This is a genomic window from Rhodanobacter sp. L36 (assembly GCF_009765755.1).
Classification (GTDB): domain Bacteria; phylum Pseudomonadota; class Gammaproteobacteria; order Xanthomonadales; family Rhodanobacteraceae; genus Rhodanobacter.
Genome location: NZ_LMUV01000002.1, coordinates 1082462 through 1099654, shown reverse-complemented (window position 1 = coordinate 1099654; position 17193 = coordinate 1082462). Strand labels below are relative to the sequence as shown.

Sequence of the window (17193 nt, the reverse complement as noted above, 5' to 3'; positions counted from 1 at the left end):
GCACAGGAGAAAAGCATGCAAATGCAAAAGATCATTAGATCGACCACTTTCGACACGTCAAGCATGACGACGAAACCCGTCACCGTCCCGTCCTTGGCGCGCGTCAATCCCGAAGATTTGCAATCGCTGAGCACGGCCATGAAAGACGGCTACTGGTCGCAGATCGAGAACGATGCGGAGGTGAGCAAGATCATGGACTGCGCGGAGCTGAGCTCAACGCAAGGCGCTCAGATCGCCGCCATCGCACAACGGATCATGTCCAACCAGAAGCCGCAGGGACTGCCGTGGGATGGCTGGTCTCGCATCGTGCGCGCTTCCAAACTCGAAGGCCTGCCGCCGGCATGAGTGATGAATGCACGCATTGCGCACGTGAGGCGCGCGAGGTGCGCTCGCGTGCAATCTGCACCGGAGAAAGCACGCCATGAAGAAACCACCGACCGCTACTGCCTGGAAACCAGGGCAGTCCGGTAACCCAGCCGGCAGGCAGAGCGGTACGGTGAATGCTGCAACACGTCTGCGAAAACTGATCGACGTCGAAGGCGTCGTGAACAAGCTGCAGGAATTGGCGCTCGCTGGCGACGTGCACGCGGCGCGCACGTTGCTCGAGCGCGCACTGCCGGTATATCGAGCTAGCGCAGAGCCATTGGATGTTCCAGCGCTGAATGATGCCGTGGAGCTCACAGACAAGGCGCATGCGGTCCTCGCTGCTGTCGCTGACGGACGTATCCCCCCGGACTTGGGCGCGCAACTGGTGGCTGCGATCGGCACCGTGGCGCGCGTTGTTGAAGTCGACGAACTGGCACGCCGCGTCGCGGCTCTGGAAGGACGAGATGACAAATCTGCATGAGCGGCTGAGCAAGCTCGAGCAATTCAAAAACGTGGAGTCAGCGCCAGAGAGGTCTTGCGATGAGCATTAGCGATCGCATTCGCCGGCTAGAGAGGACTGCCGGCGCAGGCTCTGAGTCACTCGCCGATGAGGCGCGTGAAGCACTGGCCAACCGCTTGCCCGAGCAGTTGCTCAGACACTACCTACAAGGCGATCTCGATGCTCAGGCTGAGCGGTTGCTCGGCATCGCCGCTTACCTCAAAGACCTGGAGACGGATGGCTACGTCATCCAGCTCGACGGCCACTGGATACCACTATTCATCGGAGACGATGACGAGATCAACGCACGAGTCATCGCATGCATCGAAAAGCTGGATGACCAGCGCATTTTCGCCGCGATCGAGACAAGGAGTGCTCGTCGTGAAAATCACTGAGCGGATCGAAAAGTTGGAGCGCGATGCTTCATCACTCGAGCCGTTCCGCGTGGTCTACACGCCCGATGGCATCGACAAGGAAGCCGAGTTGATTCGCCAGCGCCAGGTCGACCGCTATCGCGGACCTCTGGTGATCATGGACGAAACCGATCGGAATTTATGAATTACGCAAGCTTCTGGCAAGAAAAGGGACAACTGCAAAAGTGTCCCTGCAGGTCATCGCGAAAAACAATGCAGAGGCGGCGGCGGGCTCCTCCCGCGCGGTCGCCATCTCTATGCTCGCTTGAGCGGCTCTGTATCGCGTGCAGCTTTGAGGATCTTTCCGTACAAACGACCAACTCCATAGACAAATTTCAGCCGGTAGGTTTCCCGAGGATCTGTCTGGGAAAGGATTTGGTGAGACTCAGCGATCGAATCGATCAAGGCAGCGATAGCGTGTTCGTCAAATTGCAGAGCCGTAAGCGGAGAGTGTGCGAAGCGGTTGCGAATTTTGACCAATGTCTTCCAGTCTCGCCGCTCCTGCTCGGAAATAAGGCCAACAAAGTAAGCCAAGTCGACGCCACGGGCGATTTGCCCGCTGGCAACGAACCTTCCGAGATTCTCCTCGTCAATTCCTAGGCGATGTCGAAGCGCTTTTCGAAGTACTTCCTCAAGCACGCAACCCGAAAGCACAGCGCATCCACGATCAGTTTCGCCATGAAGGGCGTCGCCAATCACGGCAGTTTTGGCTATCTGCTCCTGTTGTGAGCTCATGGCAATTTCCTTGGTTGTATGGGCCGGCATTGGGGGCGAAGTGTAGGTGAGCCTGTCGGCGCCCATCACAGCGCCATTCTCACTGCAGAACCGGCGGACAGTTCCTCTGCCGAAGCCGTCTCCGCGTCTGGCCTGGTGAGACCCCTTACCGCTAACCTGCGGTTTCGAAGGTTGACTTGGGGAGGTTACGTATGGGATTCGCTCGTGTCGACGAAGAGAAAGCGCAGACGATCGCGAACAGACTTGCTCAGATCGTCGCCAACGGTGACGGCCATTGGCACGGGGACCGCGTTCGGCTCGCACTCACTGAAAATTTGCCGAACGCAGCGACCGTTACCGATGCTCTGCTTCGATACAGTGGCAACGACTTCACCAACGATTTGACCCGCGAACGTGTCCGATCGCTATTGACGGCGTATCGCGATCAGCTGATGACCATCGAGCTCATGGAGTGCGAAGAGAATCTTGCGAGCTCAAACGAACGGCTTGGAAAGAACATGTTGTTCGCAGCTTGGGCTGGCGTAGCCGTCGCTGTCGTCGGTGTGATTGCAGCAATCATTACTTTGCTCCACACATAGGCAACCCGAATGTGTTACTCCGCGCAAATCTGGGCCGACTTCCGGAAATACGAGCGCTTCGGCGGCAAGCTCAACATCAAGGAATACACGAAGCTCGCCGGCTGGACGAAGAAGAAGGGCAACTGGAACAAGGTCGTCCCGAAAGCCATGCGTCGTGCGATGACCGACGCCACAAGCGGTGTGCTGGACGTCGGCACGATCGAGCTCGCACGCGAGGCTGACGCGGAGGCGATCGCCCTGATCGCATCAGAGATCGGTGTGCAGGAGGCCCGCCTGGTCGAAGCGAATGCCAAGCTCGCCTCGGCAAAGCCGACCAAGAAGGCGGAGAACGATCGCCGCGTGGCCACCAACAAGATCGACGCCGGCAGAAAGAAGCTCGAGGACATGGCGTCACCCGCACCAACCGATGGTATCGATCGCATCTGGCCGGGCTACTTCGCACCGGTGATGATCCGAGATCCCGAGACGGGCGAGCGCTCCGTGGTCCCGATGCGTTACCGCTGTCGCCTACCAGGCTGGACCGAAGCCGACGAGATCGAGAAGCCAGGCACGTACAACGCGCGCCGAGACAAGCTGTCCACGGTATGGCGCAAGGTGTTCGGCTATCACCACGGCATCATGGTCGTCGATCGCTTCTATGAGAGCGTGTATCTGCACAACCTGCAGGGCCGGCAGCTGACGCCGGGCGAGCGCGAGCAAAGCGTCGAAATCCTGTTCACTCCGTCGACTGGCGAGAATCTCTTCGTGGCTTGCTTGTGGACGTACGTCGAAGCCACTGGCGATGACCCGGGCTTCTTACGTTCGCGGCGATCACGGACGAACCGCCGCTCGAGGTTGTCGAGGCAGGGCACGACCGATGCCCAATCCCGATCCACGAGGACGACATCGCCGCGTGGCTCGATCCGAATCCGCAGGACCTTCAAAGCCAATACGCGATTCTCGATCGACGCGTGCGGCCGTTCTACGAGCACCAGCTCGCGAAGCAGGAGGCGTGATGCTTCCCGACCGCGGCAACCTCAAACGCATGCTGGCGAGCCTGGACACGGCCATCGCCGGCGCCGTGAGGAATCACCCCGACGAAGCCGAGTTCCGCGCGACGTTTCGTGAATCTGTTCGGTTGCTGATGCTCGAGGCCAGCGAGGCTGATCACGAGTGGATCCACGGCCAGCTCGAAGAGATGATGGCGCGCCGCGGGCTGAAGGACTTCGAGCTTTGACACCGGAACAGCGGACGCGAATGCGTGAGGCCATGCTTGCGACGAGTGCGCAACTCGCGCGCCTGATTCAGCGCATGCATGCCATGCAGCACCAGGCTCGCGTCGCAGCGACCGGCATCGTCACGGAGGCAAGCAAGGCTGATTGGCGCTTGTCTGAATTATCGCCGCCGTCGCTGTTACTCCATGGCTTGCCGGATCGAAATATTTCGACTGCGCTTGGAACCATCATCGGCATACAGGCGCGCCTGCTATCGGCCGCGGTAAGCAATGGCGAAATCGATCCGTTGTGGGTGTGCCGCGTGCTGCAAGCGCTCGGCGACGAGTTCGCGGTGAAGTACTCCCCGCTTGTGCTGAAGATGGCCGAGATCACCGGCGCCGACCTTCCTGCAGAGCCTCAACGCTTACATAGTGGCCTTGGGCTGCGCGAATTTATCCACCCAGGCGAGTGGCGACTTCCGCCGCCGTACAAAGTCACAGGGAAGGGCGCATAACGATTCGGCATCCAACACGGTACCGGCTGGGCAGCTATACGCGCGAGCGGGTGCAGGAACGTGTCACGACTCGGTAAGCGCGAACTGGCCGATGATCAAACGGCGGTTCGGGCTATACACGCCGCATGGGAATGCTCCTCGAATAGACTCTGTATCCGAGCTTACCTAATTGGGCTCAATCGATTTCGCCAACTTGCGCAATCGTTCAATGAACGGATCGAAGCTGCCATCGAACGAATCCGCAGTTGCCGTCGTACCGTACAAAGCAAGAATCTGAGTGCAAAGATCCAAAACAGCGTTAGTTGGCATGACGATGTTTACAGCGCTGGATATCTTGCCATCATTAGGATTTTGCGTGCCCAAGCTAAACCTGCTGACGAACGGACCTGCGCCTATTTGGATCAGCGAGTCTGCATAGATTGTGACGGCTTGAGAGATACTTTCATTCACGCTTGATCGCATTTCTTCAGGCGTGCGCTTGGGAACCGACTGCACCGTATCAAAACCCGGCGCTGGTGTATTCGATCCAGCATTCTTTGTTGTTGCCACGTCACTCTCCTTGTATTTCTTCATCGAAGCTAGCTGCGTAGAGTTCGTCAGCAGATAGTGAATTGCTCTCGCGCGCCAAGCATGAGTAAGGCGCGAGTTTCACAATCAGCGCGCAGTCGAATGCTTGAGCTAGCTTCAAAAGTTGTGGGATGGAATGTCGTCCGTACTCGGGATCTTCAATGCGGCTTACGCCCGCCTGATTCGTTCCAATCTTCTTGGCAAGATCCGACTGTCTCAGGCCGCGACGTTCGCGATTGATTCGAATCTGCCAAGCAATGCCTTGCTCTACGGCGGCAACGGCATAAGCTTCCCTGTATTCACGATCAATCCAGCTTGTCTTTTCGCGCAGATCATCGAGGTGATCTCGCACAACGGTGGCGTCTACTTTTGTAAAGTAGTCGCTGTAAAACATTGGAGAACTGTCCGCGGAGTGATCAAAGAACACAACCAGCGCGTTCTCCATAGGCGTTTCAACTGGTTTCGGCAGCAACGATAGGTTTGAAACACTGATGAGCGTGTTGAGTAAGATCGGCGGCTGCAAGTTTTTGGAAGGCAGCTGCCCAATTTGGGGACCCTTTAGGCAGGTAGACATAGTTTTGCTCATAAGCTACGTGAGACAGGATGAAGCGCTTTGCATCGACGTCAGCATGGCCGAAAATTCTCCATTTCTTACTCGCTTCGTCTTGAAAGCGTATCACATATATGTGATTTTTCTTGATGTAAGAGGCTGGGTTTGGCTTGCTCCACTCAGTTATTTCTAGCTGACTGAGCTGGTCGCGAGCACGTTCAAAATTAGCCCTCGCGGTCTTGCTGATGCTCGTCGTGAAGGTATCGATGACGTCTATGCCGCGGTCGAGCCTGCACCACCATTCCCAACCCTTCTTTTTAGCCGGCTCTTCTGATATCGGGGTTGAATCGTGGTCTCTTGCCCGTCTTCGGAATCCTTTCTGATGAACCACGTCATTTCCCCTGAGCTGTAAATTCCTCTCCTGACCATCAAGCCAGTCGAGCCAGTCGAGCCAGCCTATCCGAATTGGCGACGACCATCACGTATGGGACAGGATCGTGAACGGCTTTACCAAAACACAAAAAAGCCCCTGAAATCAGAGGCTTGTATGCATTCTTGGCGGAGAGGGAGGGATTCGAACCCTCGGTACGCTTTCACGTACGCCTGATTTCGAGTCAGACGTACTTCAACCGCACTTCGAATACCCACAATTCAAACACGTCTGACATCCATCCATCAGCACCAGCGCACGCGTGTTGCACTTGGCGCACAGCGTGGCGCCGGGCGGGAAGTCGGAGGATTCGGTTTCGCTGGTGGAGCCCGCAGCGCTTACGTCAGAGTTTTTTTTAGCGCCCGCCGATTCGTACGCAGCGCGCTTGTCAGCGATGAGCTTGCGTGTGGCGTCGTCGATGTCGGGGTCGTGGATGAGGCCGATGTTTTTCATGTGCTGTTCGATCACCGCGCCGATCTCGGCGACGATGCTGGGCATGTAGATGCCGCCGGACTTGAAGTAGCCGCCGCGCGGATCGAACACGGCTTTGAGCTCTTCCACGATGAAGGTGACGTCGCCGCCTTTGCGGAACACGGCGGACAGAATGCGGGTGAGCGCCACGATCCACTGAAAGTGGTCCATGTTTTTCGAGTTGATGAAGATCTCGAAGGGGCGGCGCAGTTCGTGCGGCGTGCCGATGTTCAACACGATGTCGTTGATGGTGACGTACAGCGCGTGTTCGAACAGCGGCGACTTGATCTTGAAGGTGGAGCCAACCAGAGTTTCGGGGCGTTCCACGCTTTCGTGCATCTGGATCACTTCGGCCATCGGCGGCTCTTTAGAGACGACGGGCGCAGCGACCGCGCTGGCGGCAAGTTTGTCTTCGGGTTTGACCACGTTGTAGCCGGTGATCTTCTTTTCGATCTTGATCGCCATGGGTTCGCTTCTTTTTAAGGACTTATGAGTGATATGCGGTGCGGCGTGGCCGGCTGCAAGTTGTGTTGTCGCGGCGCCGGCGGCGCATTCGGAAAAACATCCGGCCCGGCAACGAGGCCGGGCCGGACGCGGTGGTGCTTACTTCCGTTTTGCAGCGGCTTTCTTGCCGGCGGACTTGCGTGCCGGCTTGGCGCTCGCTTTCTTGCTGGCAGTGGACCTCTTGGCCGTCTTGACGACGGCTTTCTTGCTGGCGGATTTTTTAGCCGCCTTCTTTGGTGCGGCCTTTTTGGCCGTCTTTTTGCTGCTGACCTTCTTTACGGCTTTCGTCACCGCTTTCTTGGCGGCGCCGGCTTTCTTTGCCACTTTCTTCGCGACTTTCTTCACCGCTTTCTTGACGGAAGCGGCCTTCTTGGCAACTTTCTTGACGGCCTTCTTCACCGCTTTTTTCGCTGCCGATTTCTTCACCGCTTTCTTGGCGACTTTCCTGGCAGCCTTTTTCACGGCTTTCTTGGCCGAAGCTTTCTTGACGGCTTTCTTCGGTGCAGCTTTCTTGGCGGCGGCCTTTTTCGGCGCGGCTTTTTTCGCTGCAGCTTTCTTCACGGCTTTCTTTTTCGGTGCAGCTTTCTTCGCTGCAACCGGTGCCGAGGTGGCGACGGTCGCGACTTCCGGAAGTGGCGGCAAAGCTGCGGATGGTTCCGCGGCAGTCGGTGCCGTGTTGCCGTTCACTTCGATCTCGTTGTCGATGGACATGCTGTGGTTCCCCTCCGATGGTTTCTTGATTTTGTCGCATGCGAATGCGTGCGATGGTTTCAGAACTTGCCGTAGTAGCCTTCCTTCAAGGCATCGAAGAGGTTGGCGGCGGAATGCATCTCGCCGTCGTATTCCACTTCTTCGTTGCCTTTCAGTTCGACAACGCTACCGTCTTCCAACTCGAAGCGGTAGAGGGTGCTTTCGAGATCGGCTTCCTTCACCAGTACGCCCTGGAATGCGGCCGGATTGAAGCGGAACGTGGTGCATCCTTTCAGGCCCTGCTTGTAGGCGTAGAAGTAGATGTCCTTGAAATCTTCGTAGGGATAATCGGTGGGCACGTTCGCGGTCTTGGAGATCGACGAGTCGATCCATTTTTGCGAAGCGGCCTGGATGTCGACGTGCTCTTTCGGACTGATGTCGTCGGCGGAGACGAAGTAATCGGGCAGCTTGTTGGCGGCTTCGTCGGTGAAGACTTTTGCGTCGGCATTGATCAGCGCGCGATAGGCGAGCAGCTCGAAGCTGAGCACTTCCACTTTCTCTTTCGACTTCTTTCCTTCGCGGATCACGTTGCGCGAATAGCTGTGCGCGAAGCTCGGCTCGATGCCGTTGCTGGCGTTGTTGGCGAGCGACAGCGAGATGGTGCCGGTGGGCGCGATCGAGCTGTGATGCGTGAAGCGCGCGCCGGTTTCGGCCAGCTCCGCGACGAGGTTGGGCGCGACACTGGCAATGCGCTGCATGTAGCGCGAGTACTTGGCGTGCAGCACGCGGCCGGGAATGCTGTCGCCGACCTTGTAACCATCGGCAACCATTTCCGGACGCTTGCGCAGCATGTCGCCGGTGACGGTGAACTTGCGCGTGAGCACCGGCGCCGGGCCTTTTTCCCTGGCGAGTTCGAGTGCGACTTCCCAACCGGCGACGGCCATTTCACGCGAGACTTCTTCGGTGAACGCGACGGCTTCGGCGCTGCCGTAACGATGCTTGAGCATGGTGACGGTGGAACCCAGACCGAGAAAGCCCATGCCGTGGCGACGCTTGCTGAGGATCTCGTTGCGCTGCTGCTCCAGCGGCAGGCCGTTGATCTCGACCACGTTGTCGAGCATGCGTGTGAACACCTTCACGACTTCGCGGTACTCGTCCCAGTCGAAGCGCGCCTTCGGGCCGAACGGATCGCGCACGAAGGTGGTGAGGTTGATCGAGCCCAGCAGGCACGAACCGTACGGCGGCAGCGGTTGCTCACCGCACGGATTGGTGGCGCGGATGTGCTCGCACCACCAGTTGTTGTTCATCTCGTTGACCTTGTCGATCAGGATGAAACCCGGCTCGGCATAGTCATAGGTGGACACCATGATCATGTCCCACAGATGCCGCGCGCGGATGTGGCTATAGATCTTGCAGGCGACCAGGCCGTCTTCGCGATCGACATAGTTTTCGTGCGTGGGCCATTCGCGCCACACGACCTTGGCGGGGTCGTTCAAATCGATCTCGTGCTGTTCCTTGACGTGCACGGGATAAACCAGCGGCCAGTCGTGGTCGTGTTCCACCGCGTCCATGAAACCGTCGGTGATCAGCAGGCTGAGGTTGAACTGACGCAGGCGTCCGTCTTCGCGCTTGGCGCGGATGAACTCCTTGGCGTCGGGATGGCTGATGTCGAACGTGCCCATCTGCGCGCCGCGACGGCCGCCGGCGGACGACACGGTGAAGCACATCTTGTCGTAGATATCCATGAACGACAGCGGGCCACTGGTGTACGCGCCGGCGCCCGACACGTACGCGCCGCGCGGACGCAGCGTGGAGAATTCATAGCCGATGCCGCAACCGGCTTTCAGCGTGAGGCCGGCTTCGTGGACCTTCTCCAGGATGTCGTCCATCGAATCGCGGATGGTGCCGGAGACGGTGCAGTTGATCGTGCTGGTGGCCGGCTTGTGCGCGAGCGCGCCGGCGTTGGAGGTGATGCGGCCGGCGGGGATCGCACCGCGGCGCAGCGCCCAGAGGAAACGCTCGTACCAATGGCCGCGCAGTTCGTCATTGATCTCGACATCCGACAAGGCGCGCGCGACGCGCTGGTAGGTGTCGTCGATGGTGGCGTCAACCGGCTCGCCGGACTTCGCCTTCAATCGGTATTTCTTGTCCCAGATGTCCAGGGAGGCTGGTTGAAGCGGAATATCCACGGCATCGCGACTCATGGACGAAACGTTGGCTGGCGCACGCACTGTGCTCATCGATTTGTGACTCCCGGCGTGGCCTCGCGGCTGCCGTATTTTTATTGGAATGGGTGGCGACAAAAGCCGCTGAATGATCTGCTTGCCGCGGTCGATGGACGATGAGGGTTGCCCTCCGATCCATTCACTGCGGTTGCTACCGACGACACGACTCCCCCTGAAAGAGTGTGGCCACGGACACCAGTGCTTGTCTCGACATCGGCATCGCGGCACAAGATGTTGTGGTTGCAATCCAGGGAGGGAAGTTAACCCCGGCGCTGTCGCTTGTAAAGTGCTGATGCCTGGAAGCCGTTTGGGAACCGTCCACGGCCGGCCCGGTCGAAGCAGCGTCGCTTTTACAGCCCTCGGGAGGATCCATGTCGCAGCACCGTCATCGTCTTTCACACTGGCTCGCCGGCCTGTGCGCCGCTGTGCTGATCTGCCTTGCGCCGCGCGCCAGCGCCGCGGCGTTGCCACCGGTGATCGATGGCCAGCCGATGCCGTCGCTGGCGCCGATGCTCGAACACGTGACGCCGGCGGTGGTGAACATTTCCACGACCACGCGTGTGTCGGTGCGCAATCCGTACTTCGACGATCCGGTGGTGCGGCAGTTTTTCGGCCTGCCCGCCACGCCGCAGCAGCGCGTGGAGCAGAGCCTCGGTTCGGGCGTGATCGTGGATGCGGCAAAGGGCTATGTGCTGACCAACAATCATGTGGTGGGCGGTGCCGACGACATCAGCGTGACCTTGCAGGACGGCCGCACGTTCAAGGGCAAGCTGCTCGGCACCGATCCGGAAACCGACGTGGCCGTGGTGCAGATTCCCGCGCAGAAATTGCAGGCGCTGCCACTGGCCGATTCATCCAAGCTGCGCGTGGGTGATTACGTGGTGGCGGTGGGCGATCCGTTCGGGCTCGGGCAGACGGTGACCTCGGGCATCGTCTCGGCGTTGCAACGTTCGGGACTGGGCGACTCCGCATCGGGTAGCGGCGGCTATCAGAATTTCATCCAGACCGATGCCTCGATCAACCCGGGCAACTCCGGCGGCGCGCTGGTGAATCTGCGCGGCGAACTGGTCGGCATCAACACGATGATTTTCACGCCATCGGGCGGCAACGTCGGTATCGGCTTTGCGATTCCGAGCGACCTCACCACGAACGTGATGGCGCAATTGCTCGCGCATGGAAAAGTGCAGCGTGGCAGCCTTGGCGTGCAGACGCAGGCGATCACGCCACGCATCGCGCAACTGCTCGGCCTGAAGGACGACAGCAACGGCGTGGTGGTGACGGGCGTGAGCAACGGTTCCGCCGCGGAAGACGCCGGACTGCAGACCGGCGACGTGCTGACCACGATCAACGGCAAGCCGCTGCACAGCGAACAGGAATTGCGAAACGCCGAAGGTCTGTTGCCGCTCGGCAGCGCGATGCAACTGGGCGTGCTGCGCGATGGCAAGACGCAAGTCGTGAGCGCCACCTTGCGCGTGGAAAAACTCGCCGGCGTCGATGGCGCCCAGCTCGATCCACGCCTGGGCGGCGTGCACTTCAGCGACCTCGACGAGAGCCGTCGCAGCCAGGGCATCTACGGCGTTGGCGTCTATGCGGTGCAGCCGGGAAGTCGCGCTGCGCGCGCGGGACTCACCACCGACGACATCGTGATCGGCGTGGGCAACCAGCGCATCACCAGCCTGCGCATGCTGCGCGGATTGTCCGGCGTGAAGCCGCGTCAACTGGTGCTGGTGGTGGCGGATGCCGACGGTACGCGTTACGTGGTGATCGAGTGACAAGACCACGTTCAAATCGTCGCCCGGTACACGCCGGGCTGTGTCGCTGCGCACGCGTCAGGCGTCAATCCCGATGCAAACGCATGAAAGTGCTTGATGTTTTAGGTTCAGGCCGATGAAATACGCTGTGTGCTCCACTTCATGTGCGCCGCATCGTGCACATTCTTGCGTTTCTTTGAATTTCTGCCGGGGTTTCCCATCGCCATGTCTGTCCGTCTGACTCGCCTGCTGTCCGTTGCATTGATCGGCGCGTGCCTCGCCACTCCGGCTATCGCCAAGACCAAGACCCATACGCATTCGCGTGCCAAAGCCAGCACGGCAGCCAAGGGACCGGTGCTGATCTGGCGCGGCGACGTGGCCACGGCGCAGGGCGTGGTCAACGAAGTCGCGCAGGCCTGGAGTCGCGCCGGCCACGGCACCATCGAGCTGCAGCCGTTCAACACCGCATCCGGTATTGACGCAGTTGCGCTCGGCACCGCCGATCTCGCCGGCAGCGCGCGCGGCACCGACGAAACCGCGCAGGACGCCGGCCTCACCTTCACGCCGGTCGCGTGGGATGCACTGGTGCTGATCACCAGCTCGTCCAACCCGGTGAGCAACCTCACGCTGAAGCAGGCGCACGACATCTATTTCGGCAAGATCACCAACTGGAGCGAAGTCGGCGGCAGCGCCGCGCCGATCGACGTATACGCCGTTGCCAGCCCCGGCGACGGCATCGAGTACAGCCTTCGCCAATTGCTGTTCGGTCGCGGCACACAGCCGGTCGCCGCACCGCGTCTCTACGTCAACACGCACAAGCTTGAAGAAGGCATCGAGCTCAATCCGAATGGTTTTGGCGCCGCAACACTCGGGGACATCAAGGGCAACAGCAAGGTGAAGGCGGTTTCGATCAACGGCAAGTTCGCGTCGGTCGCCAACATCGCCGATGGCAGCTACGTGCTTTACACGCCGCTCTATCTGGTGACCAACCCGCGCAGCCCGAAGGCCGCCGAAGTGCAGACCTTCATCGAATTCCTGCAAAGCGACGCCGTGAAAACGGCGATGCGCAATCACTCGATCCTGCCGTTCCAGGACGGCGCCGCACTGGTGACGATGGACAGCGGCCGCCGCAGCCGCATCCTTGCTGAAACCGGTGGACATGCCAGCCACGTTACGGCGATCTCGGCACCCGGCGCCACATATGCCGCACGTGCGGCGGTGGCACCGACCTCGCCCGATACTGCCGCTGCCAAACAGGCCTTGGACAAGCGCACCATCGCCGACAAGCTGGGTGCTGCTGAAAAGGTAGCCGCCGAAAAAGGCGCGCAGAGCGACCAGACCGCGCTCACAGGCGTGAAAGGTGGCGTGGCTGCAACGCATGTCACCAGCCTGGCGCACGTGAAGGGTTCGGCCACCGCCACAGGCAAGAAAGCCGGCAAGGGCAAAAAAGTGGCCGATGCGAACGACGATCAGGCCAAGCCGGCGGCTACCGGCCAGACCTACAAAGTCGCCAAGGGCGACACGCTGTTCTCGATCGCCAAGTCGCATGCGGTGGACGTTGCGCAGTTACGCAGCTGGAACCATCTCAAGGGCGACAACGTGAAGCCCGGTCAGTCGCTGCGCATCAGCCGCGACTGATCGTCGGGTCACGTGCGCATCCTCGCACTGACACTGGATCTCGACGACACGCTGTGGCCGGTGTGGCCGGCGCTGGAACGCGCCGACCACGCCATCGATGCCTATCTGCGCGAGAACCATCCCGACGTGGCACGCGCGTGGCCGATCGACGCCATGCGCGAATTGCGTGCCCGCGTCGCTGCGGAACGGCTCGACCTCGCGCACGACTTCACCACGCAACGGCAGATCACCCTGCAGCAGGCTTTCGCGGCCTGCGGCGATGAAGTGGCGCCGATCGATGCGCTTTGGGAAGTCTATTTCGCGGCGCGCAACAGCGTGGAGTTCTATCCCGACGCGCTGCCTGCGCTGCAACGCATCGGCGCGGCCCGGCCGATGGCGAGCCTGACCAACGGCAACGCCGACCTCGAACGCATCGGCATCCACGCGCATTTTGTCCATCGCGTCTGCGCGCGTGATACGGGCATGGCGAAGCCGGACGCGCGCATCTTCCACGCCGCGGCCGAACTGCTCGGCGTGGCGCCCGCATCGATCCTGCATGTCGGCGACGATCCGTTGATGGATGTGGTCGGCGCGCGTGACGCCGGCCTGCGCACGGCGTGGATGAATCGCCGCGGCGATGCGTGGCCGACCGATCTCGGCGTGCCGCCCGACCTTGATCTGCGCGACATGAACGAACTGGCCGACTGGCTCGAACGGCACGATGCGCCTGCGTAGTCAGGCTGGCGCAAAGGGCGCATGATTCGTGATTAACTTTTCTATGATGACTGGTTGTGATGCACTCATCGCAGCCTGAATGCGCCAAGGAAAATCGCATGTCCGCCCTGATCGAACGCGCCTCCGCCGACCGTCGCAGCATCGCCATCGAGACCACCGATGCAGCACATCTGGCTGCCGCACGCCGGCGACTCACCGCCGCACAACGACGCTGGCTGGGCGATAGCGGATTCGATGCATCGCCCGGCACGTTCGCGCTGATCGCCGACAGCAACGGCAAACTCGTGCGCGTGCTCGCCGGTGTCGATGCGAGCGATGCATTCGGCGCGCTGGCGTCGCTGGCGAACACACTTCCCGAAGCGACCTATCACCTCGCGCTCGAAAGCGTGCTGGCGGATCACGCGCACGCCGCGCTGGGCTGGGCGCTCGGCGCCTATCAGTTCACCCGCTACCGCAAAGCGAAGCGCACACCGGCGACGCTGGCGATTCCCGCAGCCGACCTGGCGCAGCTCGTGCCCTTGGTCGATGCGACCGCGATGGTGCGCGACCTCGTCAACACGCCGACCGAAGACATGGGTCCCGCGCAGATGTCCGCGGCGATCAAGCAACTGGGCAAGACGCACAAGGCCAAGTTTCGCGAATGGGTCGGCGATGAATTGCTGAAGGGAAATTTCCCGACCATCCACGCCGTCGGTCGTGCCAGCCATCGTGCGCCGCGATTGATCGAGTTGAAGTGGGGCAAGTCGTCTGACCCCACGCTGGTGGTGGTTGGCAAGGGCGTGTGCTTCGACACCGGCGGGCTCAACATCAAGACCGGCGACGGCATGCGCTGGATGAAGAAAGACATGGGCGGCGCGGCGCACGCGATCGCGCTGGCCGGCCTGATCATGCGGGCGAAGCTGCCAGTGAATCTGACCCTGCTGGTACCGGCGGTCGAGAACGCGATAAGCGGCAACGCGATGCGTCCGGGCGAGGTGATCACCACGCGCGCCGGCATCACCGTGGAAGTGGACAACACCGATGCGGAAGGCCGCCTCGTGCTGTGCGATGCGCTGACCTATGGCGTGGAGCAGAAACCCGACCTGCTGATCGATTTCGCCACGCTTACCGGTGCCGCGCGCGTCGCGCTCGGGCCGGACCTGCCCGCGCTGTTCGCCCATCGCGATGCGCTCGCGCAGGAGCTGGTCGCTGCCGGCCACGCCGTCGCCGATCCGCTGTGGCAGTTGCCGTTGTGGCGCCCGTATCGGCGCATGCTCGATTCGTATCTTGCCGACACCACCAACTCCGGCGCATCGCGCCACGCCGGCGCCATCACAGCCGCGCTGTATCTCGAACGCTTCGTGCCCGACAACGTCGCCTGGCTGCATCTCGATACGTATGCGTGGAACGATGCCGATCGCCCCGGCCGGCCGCGCGGCGGCGAAGCGATGGGCGTGCGTGCGATGTTCGCGCTGCTTCAAGAGCGCTACGCACGCTGATCCTGTCGCGAGGGCACGTCGTGACTTCTGGCGTTGTCGTCTGACAGCCAAAGGTTGCATTCTTCCGGCTGGACTCATCGGGAGATCAACATGCAACCTCGTCGGCATCTGCTCGCACTGAGCCTCGCACTCGGATTCGCCACCGTGGCGACCGCGGCAACCACGCCATCAAAAAGCGTTACGCCCGACCAGCCGGCATTGACTGCGCAGACGCTCGGTTCCGGCGGCGTGATGCCGGCCGAACAGGCTCGTGTAAATTTCGATCATGCGGAATTGCATTTCGCGGTCGATCCGTCCGTGCAGCGCATCGACGCGACGGCGGTGCTCACATTCACTGCGAAGTCGGCAACCGATACCGTGTTGCTGGACCTCGATCGCAACCTGCCCATCGGCGGCATCGACCTCGACGGCAAGACGCTCGCGACGAGCGCATGGAGCAACCCCGATGGACGCCTGCGCATCCACCTCCCCGCGCCGCTCGCTGCAGACGGCAAGGTACAGGTGACGGTGCGCTATGGCGGCAAGCCGCACGTGGCGAAGCACGCGCCGTGGGATGGTGGTTTCGTGTGGAGCCACACGGCGGATGGACAGCCATGGGTCGCGAGTGCCGTCGAAGGCGAAGGCTGCGATCTGTTCTGGCCCTGCGTCGACCAGCCCACCGGCGAGCCGGATCTCGTCGACACGTATGTCACCGTGCCGAAATCGCTGGCCGCGCCGGGCAACGGCGTATTGGTCGACGTCACCGATCAGGGCGACAAGCACACCTACCACTGGCGCGCAAAGCATCCGGATACGTATGCGGTCTCGATCAACGTCGGGCCGTTCAAGGAGCTGACTGCGAATTACGCCAGCCGCTACGGCAACAGCATCCCGATGCAGCTGTGGTACCTGCCGGCGCACGAAGCGGGTGCGAAAGCCCTGTTTGCCGAGTTCCCGCGCATGCTGGATTTCTTCGAGCAGTCGATCGGGCCGTATCCATGGGGCGACGAAAAAATGGGCGTGGTGGAAACGCCGCATCTGGGCATGGAGCATCAGACCCTCAACGCGTACGGCAACGGCTATCCGAAAAACGAATACGGTTTCGACTGGCTGCTGCAGCATGAGTTCTCGCACGAGTGGTTCGGCAACCAGGTCACCAACACGAACTGGGACGACATGTGGCTGCACGAAGGTTTCGGCACCTACATGCAGCCGCTGTATGGCCAGTACCTGCACGGCGACATGGACTATTTCGCCATGCTGCATACCGAGCGGATGTCACTGAAGAACCAGTTTCCGCTGGTTTCCGGACGCAGCCAGGAAGAGCACGAGGTGTACGACGAGGGCCGCGGCCCGGCCAACGACATCTACGACAAAGGCTCGTTGATGTTGCACACGCTGCGACAGTTGATCGGCGACGAGGCATTTTTTGAAAGCACGCGTCGGCTCGTCTATGGCCGGCCGGATCCACAGCCCGGCAACTTCAAGCCGCGTTACGCGAACACGCACGATTACATCGCCATCGTCAATCAAGTGACCGGTCGCGACCTGCAGTGGTTTTTCAACGTCTATCTCTACGACGCCGCATTGCCCAAGTTGCAGGAAATGCGAGACGGCGACACGCTTCGCCTGAAATGGATCACCGGACACAACGAACCGTTCTCGATGCCGGTGGAGGTGCAAGTGGGCTACACGACGAAGACCGTGCCGATGACCCATGGTGAAGGCATGCTGCAGGTGCCCGCAGGCAGCCTGTTGATCGTCGATCCGCTCAGCAAGCTGCTGCGTGACATGCCACACGTCGACGCTTACCGGCAGTGGATGAAACAGCAGCGCGCGCAGAAGGCCAAGGCTGCGAAGTAATAAGAACATTCTTCAGCGATAAAAAAACCCGGCTT

At 60.7% G+C, this 17193-nt stretch carries 19 protein-coding genes; 12 read left to right on the top strand and 7 right to left on the bottom strand.

Translation table 11 applies throughout. The features are described from left to right. Nucleotides 1-15 precede the first annotated feature (15 nt). The 4 genes from GSQ73_RS17845 to GSQ73_RS04715 all read left to right on the top strand — a co-directional run bounded on the left by GSQ73_RS17845 (nucleotide 16) and on the right by GSQ73_RS04715 (nucleotide 1423). Nucleotides 16-345, top strand: coding sequence for a hypothetical protein (locus GSQ73_RS17845; protein WP_174236056.1), 330 nt, complete (start codon nucleotides 16-18; stop codon nucleotides 343-345). 76 nt (nucleotides 346-421) lie between these two features. Continuing rightward, nucleotides 422-847: a DUF5681 domain-containing protein gene (locus GSQ73_RS04725; protein WP_254063266.1), complete on the top strand. Its 426-nt coding sequence runs from the start codon at nucleotides 422-424 to the stop codon at nucleotides 845-847. A 59-nt stretch (nucleotides 848-906) separates the two neighbouring features. After that, nucleotides 907-1260 (top strand): hypothetical protein, encoded by a 354-nt coding sequence (locus GSQ73_RS04720; protein ID WP_158881447.1) that lies wholly within the window; start codon nucleotides 907-909, stop codon nucleotides 1258-1260. After that, nucleotides 1247-1423, top strand: coding sequence for a hypothetical protein (locus GSQ73_RS04715; protein ID WP_158881445.1), 177 nt, complete (start codon nucleotides 1247-1249; stop codon nucleotides 1421-1423). Before GSQ73_RS04720 ends, GSQ73_RS04715 begins: the two co-directional genes overlap by 14 nt. Before the next feature lie 110 nt (nucleotides 1424-1533). Here the strand turns inward: GSQ73_RS04715 and GSQ73_RS04710 are convergent, their stop codons facing one another. Next, a complete protein-coding gene (locus GSQ73_RS04710) occupies nucleotides 1534-2013 on the bottom strand; it encodes a hypothetical protein (protein WP_158881443.1) in 480 nt (159 codons plus the stop codon). A 191-nt stretch (nucleotides 2014-2204) separates the two neighbouring features. Here GSQ73_RS04710 and GSQ73_RS04705 point away from each other — a divergent pair, with 191 nt between their 5' ends. The 3 genes from GSQ73_RS04705 to GSQ73_RS04690 all read left to right on the top strand — a co-directional run bounded on the left by GSQ73_RS04705 (nucleotide 2205) and on the right by GSQ73_RS04690 (nucleotide 4298). After that, nucleotides 2205-2591 (top strand): hypothetical protein, encoded by a 387-nt coding sequence (locus tag GSQ73_RS04705; protein WP_158881441.1) that lies wholly within the window; start codon nucleotides 2205-2207, stop codon nucleotides 2589-2591. Nucleotides 2592-2600: 9 nt separating this feature from the next. Further along, entirely contained in the window at nucleotides 2601-3698 is a 1098-nt protein-coding gene (locus tag GSQ73_RS04700; RefSeq protein WP_254063265.1) for an SOS response-associated peptidase family protein, read from the top strand. A 183-nt stretch (nucleotides 3699-3881) separates the two neighbouring features. Next, complete coding sequence (locus GSQ73_RS04690; RefSeq protein ID WP_158881437.1) at nucleotides 3882-4298, top strand: hypothetical protein; 417 nt, start codon at nucleotides 3882-3884, stop codon at nucleotides 4296-4298. A 165-nt stretch (nucleotides 4299-4463) separates the two neighbouring features. Here the strand turns inward: GSQ73_RS04690 and GSQ73_RS04685 are convergent, their stop codons facing one another. The 6 genes from GSQ73_RS04685 to GSQ73_RS04660 all read right to left on the bottom strand — a co-directional run bounded on the left by GSQ73_RS04685 (nucleotide 4464) and on the right by GSQ73_RS04660 (nucleotide 9750). Next, complete coding sequence (locus tag GSQ73_RS04685) at nucleotides 4464-4871, bottom strand: hypothetical protein (RefSeq protein ID WP_216844721.1); 408 nt, start codon at nucleotides 4869-4871, stop codon at nucleotides 4464-4466. After that, a complete protein-coding gene (locus tag GSQ73_RS04680; protein ID WP_216844720.1) occupies nucleotides 4849-5259 on the bottom strand; it encodes a helix-turn-helix transcriptional regulator in 411 nt (136 codons plus the stop codon). The genes GSQ73_RS04685 and GSQ73_RS04680 overlap by 23 nt, the downstream gene beginning before the upstream one ends. A 58-nt stretch (nucleotides 5260-5317) precedes the next feature. After that, nucleotides 5318-5806 carry a hypothetical protein gene (locus GSQ73_RS04675; RefSeq protein ID WP_158881431.1) on the bottom strand — a complete coding sequence of 163 codons (489 nt, stop codon included), beginning with the start codon at nucleotides 5804-5806 and terminating at the stop codon, nucleotides 5318-5320. A 234-nt stretch (nucleotides 5807-6040) separates the two neighbouring features. Continuing rightward, a complete protein-coding gene (locus GSQ73_RS04670; RefSeq protein ID WP_158881429.1) occupies nucleotides 6041-6781 on the bottom strand; it encodes an NrdJb in 741 nt (246 codons plus the stop codon). A gap of 138 nt (nucleotides 6782-6919) precedes the next feature. Further along, complete coding sequence (locus GSQ73_RS04665; RefSeq protein WP_174236055.1) at nucleotides 6920-7531, bottom strand: hypothetical protein; 612 nt, start codon at nucleotides 7529-7531, stop codon at nucleotides 6920-6922. A gap of 59 nt (nucleotides 7532-7590) precedes the next feature. Continuing rightward, a complete protein-coding gene (locus GSQ73_RS04660; RefSeq protein WP_158881427.1) occupies nucleotides 7591-9750 on the bottom strand; it encodes an adenosylcobalamin-dependent ribonucleoside-diphosphate reductase in 2160 nt (719 codons plus the stop codon). A gap of 356 nt (nucleotides 9751-10106) precedes the next feature. Here GSQ73_RS04660 and GSQ73_RS04655 point away from each other — a divergent pair, with 356 nt between their 5' ends. The 5 genes from GSQ73_RS04655 to GSQ73_RS04635 all read left to right on the top strand — a co-directional run bounded on the left by GSQ73_RS04655 (nucleotide 10107) and on the right by GSQ73_RS04635 (nucleotide 17158). Next, complete coding sequence (locus GSQ73_RS04655) at nucleotides 10107-11507, top strand: Do family serine endopeptidase (protein ID WP_158881425.1); 1401 nt, start codon at nucleotides 10107-10109, stop codon at nucleotides 11505-11507. 204 nt (nucleotides 11508-11711) lie between these two features. Further along, complete coding sequence (locus GSQ73_RS04650; RefSeq protein WP_158881423.1) at nucleotides 11712-13124, top strand: substrate-binding domain-containing protein; 1413 nt, start codon at nucleotides 11712-11714, stop codon at nucleotides 13122-13124. Nucleotides 13125-13136: 12 nt separating this feature from the next. Next, nucleotides 13137-13838, top strand: coding sequence for an HAD family hydrolase (locus tag GSQ73_RS04645; protein ID WP_158881421.1), 702 nt, complete (start codon nucleotides 13137-13139; stop codon nucleotides 13836-13838). A gap of 98 nt (nucleotides 13839-13936) precedes the next feature. Beyond that, nucleotides 13937-15316: a leucyl aminopeptidase family protein gene (locus GSQ73_RS04640; RefSeq protein ID WP_158881419.1), complete on the top strand. Its 1380-nt coding sequence runs from the start codon at nucleotides 13937-13939 to the stop codon at nucleotides 15314-15316. A gap of 90 nt (nucleotides 15317-15406) precedes the next feature. After that, nucleotides 15407-17158 (top strand): M1 family metallopeptidase, encoded by a 1752-nt coding sequence (locus tag GSQ73_RS04635; protein WP_158881417.1) that lies wholly within the window; start codon nucleotides 15407-15409, stop codon nucleotides 17156-17158. The last annotated feature ends 35 nt before the right edge of the window (nucleotides 17159-17193 follow it).

What these genes read in the sequence shown, in the direction of transcription:
- GSQ73_RS17845 (WP_174236056.1), top strand. Translation starts at nt 16, where the DNA reads ATGCAAATGCAAAAGATCATTAGATCGACCACTTTCGACACGTCAAGC.
- GSQ73_RS04725 (WP_254063266.1), top strand. Translation starts at nt 422, where the DNA reads ATGAAGAAACCACCGACCGCTACTGCCTGGAAACCAGGGCAGTCCGGT.
- GSQ73_RS04720 (WP_158881447.1), top strand. Translation starts at nt 907, where the DNA reads ATGAGCATTAGCGATCGCATTCGCCGGCTAGAGAGGACTGCCGGCGCA.
- GSQ73_RS04710 (WP_158881443.1), bottom strand. Translation starts at nt 2,013, where the DNA reads ATGAGCTCACAACAGGAGCAGATAGCCAAAACTGCCGTGATTGGCGAC.
- GSQ73_RS04705 (WP_158881441.1), top strand. Translation starts at nt 2,205, where the DNA reads ATGGGATTCGCTCGTGTCGACGAAGAGAAAGCGCAGACGATCGCGAAC.
- GSQ73_RS04700 (WP_254063265.1), top strand. Translation starts at nt 2,601, where the DNA reads ATGTGTTACTCCGCGCAAATCTGGGCCGACTTCCGGAAATACGAGCGC.
- GSQ73_RS04690 (WP_158881437.1), top strand. Translation starts at nt 3,882, where the DNA reads ATGCATGCCATGCAGCACCAGGCTCGCGTCGCAGCGACCGGCATCGTC.
- GSQ73_RS04685 (WP_216844721.1), bottom strand. Translation starts at nt 4,871, where the DNA reads ATGAAGAAATACAAGGAGAGTGACGTGGCAACAACAAAGAATGCTGGA.
- GSQ73_RS04680 (WP_216844720.1), bottom strand. Translation starts at nt 5,259, where the DNA reads ATGTTTTACAGCGACTACTTTACAAAAGTAGACGCCACCGTTGTGCGA.
- GSQ73_RS04670 (WP_158881429.1), bottom strand. Translation starts at nt 6,781, where the DNA reads ATGGCGATCAAGATCGAAAAGAAGATCACCGGCTACAACGTGGTCAAA.
- GSQ73_RS04665 (WP_174236055.1), bottom strand. Translation starts at nt 7,531, where the DNA reads ATGTCCATCGACAACGAGATCGAAGTGAACGGCAACACGGCACCGACT.
- GSQ73_RS04660 (WP_158881427.1), bottom strand. Translation starts at nt 9,750, where the DNA reads ATGAGCACAGTGCGTGCGCCAGCCAACGTTTCGTCCATGAGTCGCGAT.
- GSQ73_RS04655 (WP_158881425.1), top strand. Translation starts at nt 10,107, where the DNA reads ATGTCGCAGCACCGTCATCGTCTTTCACACTGGCTCGCCGGCCTGTGC.
- GSQ73_RS04650 (WP_158881423.1), top strand. Translation starts at nt 11,712, where the DNA reads ATGTCTGTCCGTCTGACTCGCCTGCTGTCCGTTGCATTGATCGGCGCG.
- GSQ73_RS04640 (WP_158881419.1), top strand. Translation starts at nt 13,937, where the DNA reads ATGTCCGCCCTGATCGAACGCGCCTCCGCCGACCGTCGCAGCATCGCC.
- GSQ73_RS04635 (WP_158881417.1), top strand. Translation starts at nt 15,407, where the DNA reads ATGCAACCTCGTCGGCATCTGCTCGCACTGAGCCTCGCACTCGGATTC.